Here is a 13,114-nt window from a genome sequence, read left to right as displayed (position 1 = left end):
TGGACAGCGTGAAATCGAGCCTCCAGGGCGCGCGTCGCGGGTCCTCCCTCGCCGCCAACCTCGGTCTGAGCGAGCGCGTCTTCGCGTCCGCAGCCGATCGGGCGATGGCTCGGGCCATCGACGACGGACTCGATCGGGTCGAGGCGGGCCTCGTCGAAGAGGTGCGGTTCACCGCACCGGTGGCGGATGCCTCGACGCGCTACCTGCTCGAGGCCGGCGGCAAGCGGGTGCGCCCGATGCTGACGCTGCTCGCGGCGCAGCTCGGCGACGGGGTGACCGACGAGGTCGTCATCGCGGCCGAGGCGATCGAGATCACGCACCTCGCGAGCCTGTACCACGACGATGTCATGGACGAGTCCGACCGCCGCCGCGGGGTGCCCAGCGCGCACGCGGTGTGGGGCAACTCGATCGCGATCCTCACCGGCGACCTGCTCTTCGCCCGGGCGAGCCAGCTGATGGCCCGGCTCGGCGAGCGCGCCATCCGCATGCAGGCCGACACCTTCGAGCGGCTCGTGCTCGGGCAGCTCCACGAGACCGTGGGCCCGCAGCCGGGCGACGACCCGGTGGCGCACTACATCCAGGTGCTCGCCGACAAGACCGGCTCGCTCATCGCGGCGGCCGCGCAGTCGGGGGTCATCTTCGCCAACGCCGATCCGGCGTTCGAGGCGCCTCTCGTCGAGTTCGGCGAGAAGATCGGCGTCGCCTTCCAGCTCATCGACGATGTCATCGACCTGTCGCCGCGTCCCGCCGAGACGGGCAAGGTGCCGGGCACCGATCTTCGCGCCGGGGTCGTGACCCTGCCGCTGCTGCGCCTGCGCGAGCTCGCGAAGGGCGATGCCGACGCGGCATCCCTGCTCGCGCGCATCGAGCGCGACGTGCTGCCCGTCCCGGCCGACGCCGTGGGCGACCCGCTCGACACCAACACGCAGGCCGCGAGGATCGTGCCGTCGAAGGAGACGGTCGACGCCATCGTGGCTGAGCTGCGTGAGCACGAGGCCACCAGGGTGACGCTCGCCGAAGCGCACCGCTGGGCGGACGAGGCGGTCGCCGCGCTCGCACCGCTGCCCGAGGGCAGCGTGAAGAAGGCGTTGACGCGATTCGCCGAGACCATCGTGGAGCGCTCGAGCTGAGCTCGGGCGAGAGGAGAACGTGCACGTGACGAGGAACAAGCTGCGCCTGGCGATCGTCGGAGCCGGCCCCGCCGGCATCTACGCCGCGGACATCATGCTGAAAGCGGAGCGCAACTTCGACGTCTCGATCGACCTCTTCGATCACCTGCCGGCGCCCTACGGGCTGGTCCGCTACGGTGTCGCGCCCGACCACCCCCGCATCAAGGGCATCATCACCGCCCTCCGCGAGGTGCTCGACCGCGGTGACATCCGCATCTTCGGCAACGTCCGCTTCGGCCGGGACCTCACCCTCGACGATCTGAAGCAGCACTACCACGCCGTCATCTTCGCGACGGGCGCGGTGCGCGACGCCCCGCTGCACATCCCCGGCGTCGACCTCGAGGGCTCGTACGGCGCCGCCGACTTCGTGAGCTGGTTCGACGGGCACCCCGACGTGCCGCGCACCTGGCCCCTCGACGCGAAGCAGGTCGCCGTGATCGGCAACGGCAACGTCGCGCTCGACAGCGCCCGCATCCTCGCGAAGCACGTCGAGGACCTGATGGTGACCGAGATCCCGGCGAACGTCGCCGAGGGCCTCGCGGCCTCGCCCGTGACCGACGTGCACGTCTTCGGCCGCCGCGGCCCGACGTCGGTGAAGTTCACGCCGCTCGAGCTGCGCGAGCTCGGCGAGCTGCGCGACGTCGACATGATCGTCTACGACGAGGACTTCGACTACGACGACGCCGCGAAGGCGGCGGTCGCGGGCAACAAGCAGGTCTTCGTGATCGACAAGGTGCTGCAGCAGTGGCGCCAGCGGGAGGTCGGGCAGGCGTCGCGACGCCTGCACCTGCACTTCTTCGCGAAGCCGCTGGAGTTCGTCGACGACGGCACCGGTCGGGTCGGCGCGATCCGCTACGAGCGCACGAAGTCCGACGGCGCCGGCGGCGTCGTCGGCACGGGCGAGATCCGCGAGCTGCCCGTGCAGGCCGTGTACCGCGCGGTGGGCTACTTCGGTTCGCCGCTGCCGGGTGTGCCGTTCGACGAGAAGTTCGGCGTCATCCCGAACCACGAGGGCCAGGTGCTGATCCGCGACGAGGAGACCGGCGAGCCGCGCCAGCTCTACGGCGTGTACGCCACCGGCTGGATCAAGCGCGGGCCGGTCGGTCTCATCGGGCACACGAAGTCCGACGCCATGGAGACGGTGAAGCACGTCATCAACGACCTCGGCAACTGGTGGCAGCCGGAGCACCCCGAGGAGGAGGCGATCGTCGAGCTGCTCGAGTCCCGCGGCATCCGCTGGACCGACCTCGACGGCTGGCACCGACTCGACGAGCACGAGCTCGCCCTCGGCGAGGCCGAGGGGCGCGCGCGCATCAAGGTCGTGCCCCGTGACGAGATGGTCGACCTCTCCCGCGGCGAGGCGTAGGGGCAGCACCCACCTGTGGACGGCGGGCGCCTCGGCGCCGCGTCCGCGGCTAGCCTCGGCCGGTGCCCCTCGCCCCGCAGCTGCTGACCGCGCTCGGCTTCGCCGCGCTCGGCGCCCTGCTCGGCTGGTGGCCGCTCGCCGCGTGGGCGACGCGGACCCTGCATGCGCCGCCGCTGCGAGGCGCCCGCGCCGGGGCCGCGACGAGCGCGTCACTCGCTGCGCTCGCGTTCGGCGCGCTCGGCTGGCGCTTCGGCGGGCAGCCGGTGGATGCCTCGAGCCTCGTCGTGCTCGGCGCGCTGCTCGTGTTCGCGGCAGCCGCCACGGTCCTCGCCGTCGTCGACGTCGTGGAGCACCGGCTGCCGAACGCGGTGCTCGGACCGGCCGGGCTCGCCGTCGCCGCCCTGCTCGGCGTCGCGGCGGCGCTCGACGGTGCCGGCGCCGGGCCCGGCCGGGCGCTCTCGGCGGTCGTCGGCGCCGCCGTGCTCTTCGCCCTCTTCCTCGCCGTCGCGCTGGTCTCGCCGCGGGCGATGGGCATGGGCGACGTGAAGCTCGCGGCGCTCGTCGGCGGCGTGCTCGGCTGGGGCGGGCTGACGAGCTGGGTCGTCGGCGTCGGCGCCATGTTCGTCCTCGGCGGCCTCGTGGCCGTCGTCGGCCTGCTCCTGCGACGGGTGCCCGCCGGCGGCACGATCCCCTTCGGTCCTGCGATGCTCGCCGGGGCGCTCCTCGCCGTCGTCGCGGTGCCCGCTACCCTGGGGCCATGACCGCCGCGTGGCGCCCCGACGTGCTCGGGCCCGGGTTCGAGCAGCAGACGCTGCCGCTCGGCTCCGACGACGAGGGCGAGCTCGTCGCTACCCTCGTGCGGTACACGCCGCCCCCGGCATCCGGCTGGTGGCCGTTCGCCCGCACCCCGCGCGGGCCGGTCGCCGGCTGCGACGTGCTCTCGGTGCACGGCTGGAGCGACTACTTCTTCAACCCGGAGCTCGCGCGCTTCTGGGCGGCGCAGGGCGCCCGCTTCTTCGCCCTCGACCTGCGCAAGTACGGGCGCAGCCTCCGCCCGGGCCAGACGCCCGGCCTCATCACCGACCTCGCCGACTACGACGCCGACCTCGATGCCGCGCTGACGGCGATGCGGGCCGGTGGCCCGGCCCGCCCGCTCATCCTGATGGGCCACTCCACCGGCGGGCTGACGCTCTCGCTCTGGGCCGACCGGCACCGCGGGCGTGCACGGGCGCTGGTGCTGAACAGCCCGTGGCTCGAGTTCCAGCTGAGCCGCGTGGGCCGCGAGGCCCTCGCGCCCGTCTTCGCGCTCGGCGCCCGCGTGCACCCCCTCGCCCCGCTGCCGAACGTCGACCTCGGCTTCTACACCCGCGCCGTCGCGAAGGAGCAGGGCGGAGAGTGGGAGTACGACCACCGCTGGCGGCCCGACCGGGGGTTCGCGACGAGCCCGGTCTGGCTGAACGCGGTCCTCGCCGGCCACGCGCGCGTCGCCGCGGGGATCGACGTCGGCTCGCCGGCGCTGACGCTGCTCTCGGCGCGGTCGAGCATCCTCACCCGCTGGGACGAGTCGATGCGCACGAGCGACAGCGTGCTCGTCGTCGACGAGATCGCCGAGCGCGCGCTGAAGCTCGGCCCCGAGGTGACGGTGTCGCGCATCGACGGCGCGCTGCACGACGTGACCCTCTCGCGGGAGCCTGCCCGGGCCGCCGCGTACGCCTCGATCCGCCGCTGGTTGCGCGGCTACGCGCCCGCCTGATTCCGGCCCACCGGATGCGGGCGCGGCGTCAGCGGAAGTTGACGAACTGCAGGTCGACCTCGAGATCGGCCGCCTTCAGGATGCGGATGACCTCCTGGAGGTCGTCGCGGCTCTTCGAGGAGACGCGGAGCTCGTCGCCCTGGATCTGCGACTTGACCGTCTTCGGGCCCTGCTCGCGGATGATCTTGCCGATCTCCTTCGCGGCCTTCTGGTCGATGCCCTGCTTCAGGGCGATCTCGATGCGGTACTCCTTGCCCGAGGCGTAGGGCTCGCCCGCGTCGAGGCTCTTCAGCGTGATGCCGCGCTTGATGAACTTCGACTGCACCACGTCGAGCACGGCCTTCACGCGCTCCTCGGACGAGGCCTTGAGCAGGATCTTCTCGCCGCTCCACTCGACCGAGGCGCCGACGCCCTTGAAGTCGTAGCGCTGCTCGAGCTCCTTGCGGGCCTGGTTGACCGCGTTGTCGGCCTCCATCTTGTCGACCTTGGAGACGATGTCGAACGTCGAATCTGCCATGCCGCCAGTCTAGCCAGGGCCGCGCAGCTCGGCTCAGCCGAGCACGTGCAGCGCGTCGCCGACCGCGACGGAGTCGCCCGCCGAGGCATCCAGCACCGGGACGAGCCGCACGCCGAACCAGGTCTTGCCCTCGCGACGCCGGTGCCGAGCGAGCGTGCGGATCGGCTCCTTGCCGCGCACGAGCGTCTCGGGGTCGATGGTCGTCATCACGCAACGGTCGCAGCAGCCCTCGACGCGGAACTCGACGTCGCCGATGCGCACACGCGTCCACGCCTCTTCGGCGAACGGCGTCTCGCCGTCGACGACGAGGTTCGGCCGGAAGCGCTCCATGACGAGGGGCGCGGGCGCCGCGTCGCCGCGCTCGGCGGCGTCGCCCGCGGCGAGCTCGTTCAGCAGACGCAGGGATGCCTCGCTCGCGAGCAGCAGCGGCGAGGCATCCGCGAGCGTCAGCGAATCGCCGGGGCGTCCGCCGTAGTCGGGCTTCACGGTGCGCGCCGTCGGATCGGGCTGCCAGACGAGCCGGAGCGGGCGGCCGATGCGCGCGCTGATCCAGGCATCCGCCGCGTCGCCCGCCGGCAGGGCGGTGCCCTGACGCGAGTGCCCGACCGCGACGGGGTCGGCCCCGCGCGGGGCGGCGACGAGCAGGCTGCCCGCGGTGTCGTGCTCCTCGCCGAGCCGCAGCGCATCGCCGGCGAGCGGCGTCGCGACGAGCCCCAGGAGCGCGTTCTCCTCGCGCGCGGTGACCGAGACGCCCTCCGGGTCGACGACGGCCCAGCGGCGGTCGCCGGCGAGGCCCCACGGCAGCACGGTCGCGCTCGGCACGTCGAAGCCGGCGAAGGACTTGACCGGGTGGATGCGGACGCGCGTGAGCTGCATCACAGCACCGTACCCGCCGGGGTCGGCTTGTCCCCCATCCGCGTGTCATCTAGCGGCCCCCGTTCGGGTGGGGTAGAAACGACGGCGGACTCCGATCGAAGGGATCGCGAACGTGAAGTGGATCAAGCCCCTGGCCGTCGTGCTGGTCGTCGTGTTCGCGCTCTTCTACATGATCAGCCGGCCCGAGGATGCCGCCAATCTCGTGCAGGGCGCGGTGAACGGGGTCGCGACCGCCGTCGACGGCGTCGGCCGCTTCTTCACCTCGCTCGCGTCCTGAGCCGCGGGCGGGTGCTGCCGTGAGCGTGTTCGGCCTCGACCCGAGGGTCGAGCGGCATCTCATCGCCGACGAGGGCGAGGTGATCGTCGACGAGGTCGGCAAGCACTGGGCGGCGAAGGTCGGCTGCGTGCTCGAGATGGTCGCCGCGGCGCCCGTGCTGCTGCTGCTCGCGGTGCTGCCGAAGCCGCTGTACTTCGTGCCGCTGCTGCTGGCCCTGGGCCTGTTGCTGCACGGGCTCTGGCGCTACGTCGGGCTGCGCATGGACCGCTTCGTCATCACGAACATGCGGGTGTTCCGGGTGCACGGCATCCTGTCGCAGCGCATCGCCACCATGCCGCTCTCGCGGATCCTCGACATCTCGGTGCACACGCCCTTCGTGGGACGCCTCATCGGCTACGGCCACTTCGTCTTCGAGTCCGCGGCGCAGGACCAGGGGTTGCGCGAGATCCGCTTCGTCGGGCGGCCCGACGAGCGCGGGCTCACGATCCAGCGGGTCATCCAGCGTTCGGGGCTCCGCGGGCGGATGCATCAGCCGGACTTCCCGACGCCCGAGTACGACCCCAGCCGGGTCGGCCTGCTCGCCGCCTACGACGCGGCGAGCGGCGGACAGATGGCGGCGCGCGCCGAGGCGGATGCCGCAGCCGACACCCGCGACCTGAACGCCACGCGGGACTACAGCGACGAGTTGCCCTGGTGGCGCGAAACCCGCTGATCCGGTTTCGCCGTCGGGTCGGCGAGTGAGGCGGCTCGCGTCGATTTCGCCAGCGGGCCTCGTCCGAGTATCCTTGTGAGGCCCCCGGTTGTGTGCAGAACGTGGTCGGGTGCACATGGCGAGTTACCCAAGCGGCCAAAGGGATCTGACTGTAAATCAGACTGCTCAGCATTCGGGGGTTCGAATCCCTCACTCGCCACCATCAGTTTCACGTCGAAGGCCACCGGTTTCCGGTGGCCTTCTTCGTTCCCTCCGGCCTTTCCGAGCCGCTTGCCGTCAGTATTCGTGGGTGCCGTCGCCAATGCACCCGCAAATAGTGACCGCGAAGCGACGGCGACCCCCGTTCGTGGGCCATCGCGATGCGGTGGGCCGGGGGCCAGGCCGAGCCCTGTTTAGATGGAGAGGACGGTCCGTACCCCGAGCGGACTGCCTTCGACCCGGGCTTCATGGTGGCTTCCCACAGAACCGAACGATCAGCGGATCCGCGCGCGGCGCTCCGCCGTGCCGTCGCCGAGCGCGACGTCGACGCGGTCACCTCCCTCGTCGCCGCGCACTGGATGTACCTGCTCGAGGATCGCTCCATCACGCTCGCGCTGGCCATGGGCCTGTGCAGGCCGGACCCGGCCGACCCGCTGCTCACCGCCGTCTTCACCGAGCTGAGCGCGCACTTGAAGTCGGCCTTCCGCACCGACGTGGCCTCGCATCGGGCGCGCTGGAACGGCGAGCGCCGCTCGGAGGCCGAGGCGTTGCGCACGGTCCTCGGGGCCACCATCGCCTCGATCGCGGCACGGGCCGAGGGTCGCGCGGCCGAGAGCCGCGCCCACGCCGGGCGTGCCAGCGCCGCGCTGCCCACGGCGATCGCCCGGATCCCGGCCGGCATGCTCGCGCGGCTGCAGCATCACTGGCTCCGGGCGGAGCTGATGAGCACCGGCTACGTGACGGTCGTCGACGGGGCGGAGGAGGTGCTGCGGGTCGCGGTCGCGACCGGGCAGCTGGATGTCGCGTACTGCACGGCGGGCTACTCCGCCCTCTCGCACGCGCTGGCCGGCCGAGGCCCCGCGTCGGACCGCGCCGCGACGGAGGCGGCCGCCCTGGCCGATCTCATCGAGCCGTGGCAGCGGTCGGCGATGGGCGTCCCGCTCCGGCTCGCGACGGCGCTCCGGCTGCTCGACCGCGGGCACGGCGAGGATGCGGCGGAGCTGCTCACCGACGACCGCCGATGGGAGCAGGGCTCCGAGCTCTGGGCGATGGCCCTGATGGTGCGGGCGCAACTGCCGGGGGCGAAGAACGACCCGCCGCGGCTGCTCGCCCAGCTCGAGGCCGAGGCGGCGTCCTGGCCGGCGGACTTCGTCGCCCGACCGGTCAACAGCGTCTCCCTGGATGCGGCGCGCGCGCAGCTGCACGGGCTGATGGGGCACGGCGCGCTCGCGGTCGAGTTGCTGGAGCGCAGCGCGGAGCACGACGCGCACGGGATCGTGCGCGTCCGGCTCGCCGCGATCCGCGCCGCGGAGGACGCGACCGCGGCTGCGGCGTTCGTGGAGGCGGTGCTCCGCGAGAGCGGCGACCGACCACGGGCCGCCGCCGAGATGCACCTGCTCAAGGCCGCCCGCGCGCTCGCGGAGGAGAACGAGGCGGTCGCGTCCAGTGAGTTCCGCCGCGCGGTCGCGCTCGCGCTCGAGAACGGCATCCCCAGGTCCCTCGTCGTGGCGGGCCCCACGGTGCTCGCGAAGCTCTCCGAGCTGACCGAGACGAGCGAAGCGCTCGAAGCCGTCGCCCAGATCGACCAGGAGCTCGTGGCCCTCGACCGCTCGAAGGACCACACCCTCCTCACGCCCCGCGAGCGCGCCGTGCTGCTCGGCCTGATGTCCGGCAAGACCCGCGCGGAGGTCGCACGGGACTCCTTCGTCAGCGTCGAGACGGTCCGGAGCCAGTTGCGCTCGGCGTACCGCAAGCTCGGCGTCCGCTCGCTCGAGGCGGCGATCTTCGCGGCCACCGAGGCCGGTATTCGCGACTGATCCGCTGCCGGGTTTCACCCTCAGGGGGATTCTGCGCGCGCTGAGGGTGAAGTCCGCTCTTCCCGGGGGTGTATCTCCTATTCGGTCGGACATAGTCGAAGGGACGCCCGCCGGTCGGACCCGACGCACCCGGCCCGAATCCGACGCATCCCGACCGGCTGACGCGCGCGCTCCGAGGGAGCGAGCACCCGATCGGCGGCGACCCTGTCGCGCCCACCCGTTTCACAGAAGGAGCGTGCCTTGCGTTCGACCGCGCCGCGAAGTCACCGACCGCTGCCCACCCTCGCCCGACGGCTGACGGCGCTCGTCGCCTCCGTCGGGCTCGCGCTCGCCGCCGTCGTCGTGCTGCCGTCCGCCGCGCACGCCGCGCCGAACGCCGGGATCGTCGTGGGCGATGTGACCATCGCGCCGGCCGACACGCAGGCGACCGTCGGCGATGTGCTCACCGTGTCGGGCTCCTGGGACGCGAGCGCCGCCGACCCGAAGGTCGGCGACTCCTTCACCATCGGGCTGCCGCCGGAGCTCAAGTTCCCGCAGAACGTGCCGTTCCAGCTGCTCGGCACCACCCCGAACGGCGACCCGGTGGTGTGGGGGAACTGCCTCACCGACACCGCGACGGGCGTCGCCACCTGCGAGCTGACGAACGAGGTCGAGGCGTTCCCCGAGCTCGTCATGGGCACGTGGCAGTTCCAGGTCGAAGCGGTTCAGACGACCACCGCCACCGCGATCCAGTTCGACCTCAACAGCAAGCCGGTCATGGTCGACCTCCCGGGCGGCGGCGGCATCGACGACGGCATCGAGCTGCCCGGCGAGGTCACCAAGTCCGGCGTCATGAACCAGAACAACTGGTCCATGACGTGGACCATCGACATCCCCGGGGCCAACCTCGTGGCCGCCGGCGGCCAGACCGCCCGCATCACCGACACCCTCGGCGCCGGCCACGTGCTGTGCGACCCCACCGGTCTGAAGGTGCAGACCGTGCGCGGCAGCACCGTCGTGGACGTGACGAGCATCGCGACGCTCGACGGCGCACCCGGCGACGCCTCGTTCGACATCGCCCTGGCCGGGCCGTTCGACGCCAACGTCGTGTACCGGCTCAGCTACCAGACCTGCACCGAGGACGGCCAGATCGACCCCGCGGGGACCGAGTACGAGAACTCCGCCCAGATCGAGGGCTGGGGCGAGGCCGGCCACGGCGTCGGCACGGTCGCGAACCTGCCGTGGCACCTGAACCTCGGTAAGTCCGGCAGCGTCCTCGGCGGCGCGGAGCGCAACGGCAAGGTCGCGTGGACCGTGGTCGTCCCGGGTGACCAGCTCGTCGGCAAGGACGGCTTCACGCTCACCGAGACCCTCGGCGCGGGGCACGAAATCTGCGCCGACACGATCAGCGGCATCCAGATCACCGAACGGTACGGCCCCAGCAACCAGCTGCAGCAGAGCCTGACCGGCAAGCTCACCGCGACCACGCTCTCCTCGAGCGCGCAGGCGTTCCAGGTGCGGTTCGACCTCAACGACAGCGCCGTGGCCTTCAAGCCATCCGACCACCGGTACGTGATCACGTACACCACCTGCGTGACGTCCACCGAGCTGCCCAACGGCGGCACCGCGTACGCCAACTCGGTCGACGTCGACGGCGCGGTCGCCACGAACGAGGCCACGGTGCCGAACCGGAGCGCGGGGAAGACCGGCCGGATCAACACCGCGGTCGTGACCCTCGACGGGGTCCAGCACATGCCGCAGACCACCATCGGCTGGTCCGTGACCATCCCCGGCCAGCAGATCGAGAACGTCGACGGCGTGCTCACCCTGACCGACGTGCTCTCCGCCTCGCAGGCCGTGTGCGCGGCCGGCGACCCGAGCGCGGGCCTGGCGGAACGCCTCGGCCTCCGGGTCGAAGCGCGCGACCAGATCCAGAACGGCGGCCTGCAGACCGTCGACCTCACCGGGTCCACCGCCGTGCAACTCAACGGGAACACGCTCACCTTCGACCTCGACGCGGTCGACCTGCCGATCCCGACCGGCACGAGCGACGGCTTCAGCCGCGAGTACCAGTACGTGCTGACGTACACGACGTGCACGGCCACCGGCGGGATGGATGCCCCGGGCACCGTGTACTCGAACACGCTCACCGGCGACGGGGTCTCCTTCAGCTCGAGCATCACGCAGAACAACAGCGGCAGCGGCACCGGCCAGGGCGTGACCCGCGGCTCCGTGTCGCTCGTGAAGACGCTCGTGGACAACGCCGGGGCGGCGTTCGTCCCCGCCGACACGGCGTTCACCGTGCACGTCAAGGAGATCGACCCCACGGCGACGGTGCAGAAGGAGTACGAGCTGCGGGTGCCGCTCGACGGCGCCCCCATCAGCGGGCTGAACGCCCGCGGCACCGGTTGGAAGGTCGAGCTCACGGAGCCGACGTTCCCGACGGTCCCGGGCGTCACGTTCGGGGACCCGGTGTTCGCCGAGGGACCCGGCGTGACGGTCAGCCCGGACGGGAAGACCGCGATCGCCTCGATCAACCCGGGCGTGAACGTCGCGGTGTCGCTCACGAACGAGGCGCTGCTCGGATCCGCGACGATCGTCAAGGAGGTCCTCGGCGGCGCGGCTGAGCTCGTCGACGCCGACCGCACCTACCAGGTCACCGCGGCCATCGACACGAGCGCGCTCGGGCAGGGCTTCCCCGCCCAGCCCGACCGCGTCCTGCAACTCGAGACCGGCGTGCCGGTGACGCTCGCCGATCTGCCGATCGGCGCGACGGTGAACTTCACCGAGCTCCGGCCGGTCGATGACGACACCCTCACCTGGGCCGCGCCCGTGATCACCCCGTCGACCGTCACGGTCTCCACGGCCCACGCGACCACGCCGGCCGCGATTACGGTCACGAACAGTGCGGAGCGCACCGTCGGCACCTTCGCGGTGACGAAGACCGTCACCGGCGCGCAGGCCGACAACCCCGCCGTCCCCGACGCCGTGACCGTCACGGCGAGCTGGAACGAGGAAGGCACGCCCGGCAGCGCGACGCTCACCGTGCCGACCGATGGCACCCCGGTGCCCCTCGGTGCGGACCTCCTCATCGGCACCCGCGTGACGCTGAGCGAGACGCCGCTCGTCGACGGCTCCAGCATCGCGTGGGGCGCGCCGAGCTGGTCGGGCCCAGGAGTGACCGTCGACGGCCGGGACGCGATCGTGACGATCGGGCGCACCGCCGACGCCACCGTCGCACTCGAGAACCACGCGGCCACCTCCACCGCCGGCATCAGCCTGCTGAAGAGTGTCGCGGGCGAGGCCGCGGGCGAGGTCGACCCGAGCGCCGAGTTCCCGGTGACCGCCACCTGGGTCGACGCGGACGAGGCCCCGCACTCCCGTGAGCTGCTGATCAACACCGTCGAGCCGACGCCGCTCGGGGTGGAGCTGCCCGCCGGCACCGTGGTCACGATCACCGAAGGCGCCCAGCCGGGCATCGACACCGTCGTCTGGGGATCGATCACGATCTCCGGTGGCGGTGCGGTCGACCACGGCGACGGGTCCGCGACGGTCGTCGTGTCGGACCAGCAGGATGACGTCGCCCTCGTGACGGTCGTCAACGAGGCCACCTGGGCTCCCGGCGACTTCTCGATCGCGAAGCAGGTCGAGGGGATCCGCGGCGACCACCCGGACATCCCCGACGCGGTGACCGTGCTGGCCACGTGGACGGACGGCGACGGCGAGCAGTCGCTCGAGCTCGAGGTGCCGACCGACGGGACCGTCGTCGACTTCCCGCAGCAGCTTCCGCACGGCACCGAGGTCACCCTGACCGAGGCTCCGCTCGACGCCGCCGCGCAGTTCACGTGGGCGAGCCCGGAGTGGGCCGGCGAGCGCGTCGCGGCGAGCGGCGACGGGTCCGCGGTGGTCACCATCGGCGCGGCCGACACCGCCGAGGTGGCGCTCGTGAACACGGCCGTCCCCTCGCTCGGGAGCGTCACGATCAGCAAGTCGCTGGCCGGTGACGGTCGGGATGCCGCCGCGAAGACGGTGTTCCCGGTGACCATCACCTGGAGCGACCTGCTCGGCGAGCCGCAGAGCCGCGAGGTGGAGCTCACGGCCGGCGTTCCCGCTACGGTCGACGGGCTCCCGCTCGGCACCGAGATCCGGGTCGAGGAGGGCGCTGCCGAACTGCCCGAGGGGATCCGCTGGAGCGGCGCGAACTGGTCGACCGACGACGAACACGTGACCGTGACCACCGAGCAGGGCAGCGCGATCGCCACCGTCACCGTGACCGGCGAGCCCGGCAGCGCGGTGGAGCTCTTGCTGGAGAACACGGTCGAGGTCGGCCCGGCGCTCGCCGGCACGGGTGTCGACGGCGTCGCGTTCGGCATCGCCGCGGGCGCCGCGATCCTCGCGATGCTCGGCGGAGCGGCGGTCGTCTTCGCACGACGGCGCGCGCGAGGCTGAG

10 protein-coding genes and 1 tRNA gene are annotated in these 13,114 nt (G+C 72.3%); 9 read left to right on the top strand and 2 right to left on the bottom strand.

All coding sequences use genetic code 11. The features are described 5' to 3' along the window. Positions 1-8 precede the first annotated feature (8 nt). From ACFWE1_RS16475 to ACFWE1_RS16460, 4 genes are all read left to right on the top strand, one after another. Positions 9-1,130 (top strand): polyprenyl synthetase family protein, encoded by a 1,122-nt coding sequence (locus ACFWE1_RS16475; protein ID WP_376934487.1) that lies wholly within the window; start codon positions 9-11, stop codon positions 1,128-1,130. 94 nt (positions 1,131-1,224) lie between these two features. Next, entirely contained in the window at positions 1,225-2,535 is a 1,311-nt protein-coding gene (locus tag ACFWE1_RS16470) for a pyridine nucleotide-disulfide oxidoreductase (RefSeq protein ID WP_376934581.1), read from the top strand. Positions 2,536-2,597: 62 nt separating this feature from the next. After that, a complete protein-coding gene (locus tag ACFWE1_RS16465) occupies positions 2,598-3,296 on the top strand; it encodes a prepilin peptidase (protein ID WP_376934486.1) in 699 nt (232 codons plus the stop codon). After that, a complete protein-coding gene (locus ACFWE1_RS16460; RefSeq protein ID WP_376934485.1) occupies positions 3,293-4,288 on the top strand; it encodes an alpha/beta hydrolase in 996 nt (331 codons plus the stop codon). Before ACFWE1_RS16465 ends, ACFWE1_RS16460 begins: the two co-directional genes overlap by 4 nt. A 28-nt stretch (positions 4,289-4,316) precedes the next feature. Here ACFWE1_RS16460 and ACFWE1_RS16455 read toward each other — a convergent pair whose 3' ends face one another. Continuing rightward, entirely contained in the window at positions 4,317-4,805 is a 489-nt protein-coding gene (locus tag ACFWE1_RS16455) for a YajQ family cyclic di-GMP-binding protein (protein WP_376934484.1), read from the bottom strand. Between the two features lie 33 nt (positions 4,806-4,838). Continuing rightward, positions 4,839-5,681 (bottom strand): MOSC domain-containing protein, encoded by an 843-nt coding sequence (locus tag ACFWE1_RS16450; RefSeq protein WP_376934483.1) that lies wholly within the window; start codon positions 5,679-5,681, stop codon positions 4,839-4,841. 112 nt (positions 5,682-5,793) lie between these two features. On the opposite strand from ACFWE1_RS16450, the gene ACFWE1_RS16445 reads away from it, so the two are divergent. The 5 genes from ACFWE1_RS16445 (at position 5,794) to ACFWE1_RS16425 (ending at position 13,113) form a co-directional block, all read left to right on the top strand. Beyond that, positions 5,794-5,958, top strand: coding sequence for a hypothetical protein (locus ACFWE1_RS16445; RefSeq protein WP_189085524.1), 165 nt, complete (start codon positions 5,794-5,796; stop codon positions 5,956-5,958). A 19-nt stretch (positions 5,959-5,977) separates the two neighbouring features. Further along, positions 5,978-6,670: a PH domain-containing protein gene (locus ACFWE1_RS16440; RefSeq protein WP_376934482.1), complete on the top strand. Its 693-nt coding sequence runs from the start codon at positions 5,978-5,980 to the stop codon at positions 6,668-6,670. Between the two features lie 117 nt (positions 6,671-6,787). After that, positions 6,788-6,872, top strand: a tRNA-Tyr gene (locus ACFWE1_RS16435). Between the two features lie 247 nt (positions 6,873-7,119). Continuing rightward, complete coding sequence (locus tag ACFWE1_RS16430; RefSeq protein ID WP_376934481.1) at positions 7,120-8,685, top strand: response regulator transcription factor; 1,566 nt, start codon at positions 7,120-7,122, stop codon at positions 8,683-8,685. A gap of 240 nt (positions 8,686-8,925) precedes the next feature. Further along, the gene (locus tag ACFWE1_RS16425) at positions 8,926-13,113 is read left to right on the top strand and encodes a DUF5979 domain-containing protein (protein ID WP_376934480.1); all 4,188 of its coding nucleotides are present in this window, start codon (positions 8,926-8,928) and stop codon (positions 13,111-13,113) included. The last annotated feature ends 1 nt before the right edge of the window (position 13,114 follow it).

The organism is Agromyces sp. NPDC060279 (assembly GCF_042726785.1).
Lineage (GTDB): Bacteria > Actinomycetota > Actinomycetes > Actinomycetales > Microbacteriaceae > Agromyces.
This window is presented reverse-complemented; position numbering and strand designations above follow the sequence as displayed.

What these genes read in the sequence shown, in the direction of transcription:
- ACFWE1_RS16450 (WP_376934483.1), bottom strand. Translation starts at nt 5,681, where the DNA reads ATGCAGCTCACGCGCGTCCGCATCCACCCGGTCAAGTCCTTCGCCGGC.
- ACFWE1_RS16470 (WP_376934581.1), top strand. Translation starts at nt 1,225, where the DNA reads ATGCTGAAAGCGGAGCGCAACTTCGACGTCTCGATCGACCTCTTCGAT.
- ACFWE1_RS16455 (WP_376934484.1), bottom strand. Translation starts at nt 4,805, where the DNA reads ATGGCAGATTCGACGTTCGACATCGTCTCCAAGGTCGACAAGATGGAG.
- ACFWE1_RS16460 (WP_376934485.1), top strand. Translation starts at nt 3,293, where the DNA reads ATGACCGCCGCGTGGCGCCCCGACGTGCTCGGGCCCGGGTTCGAGCAG.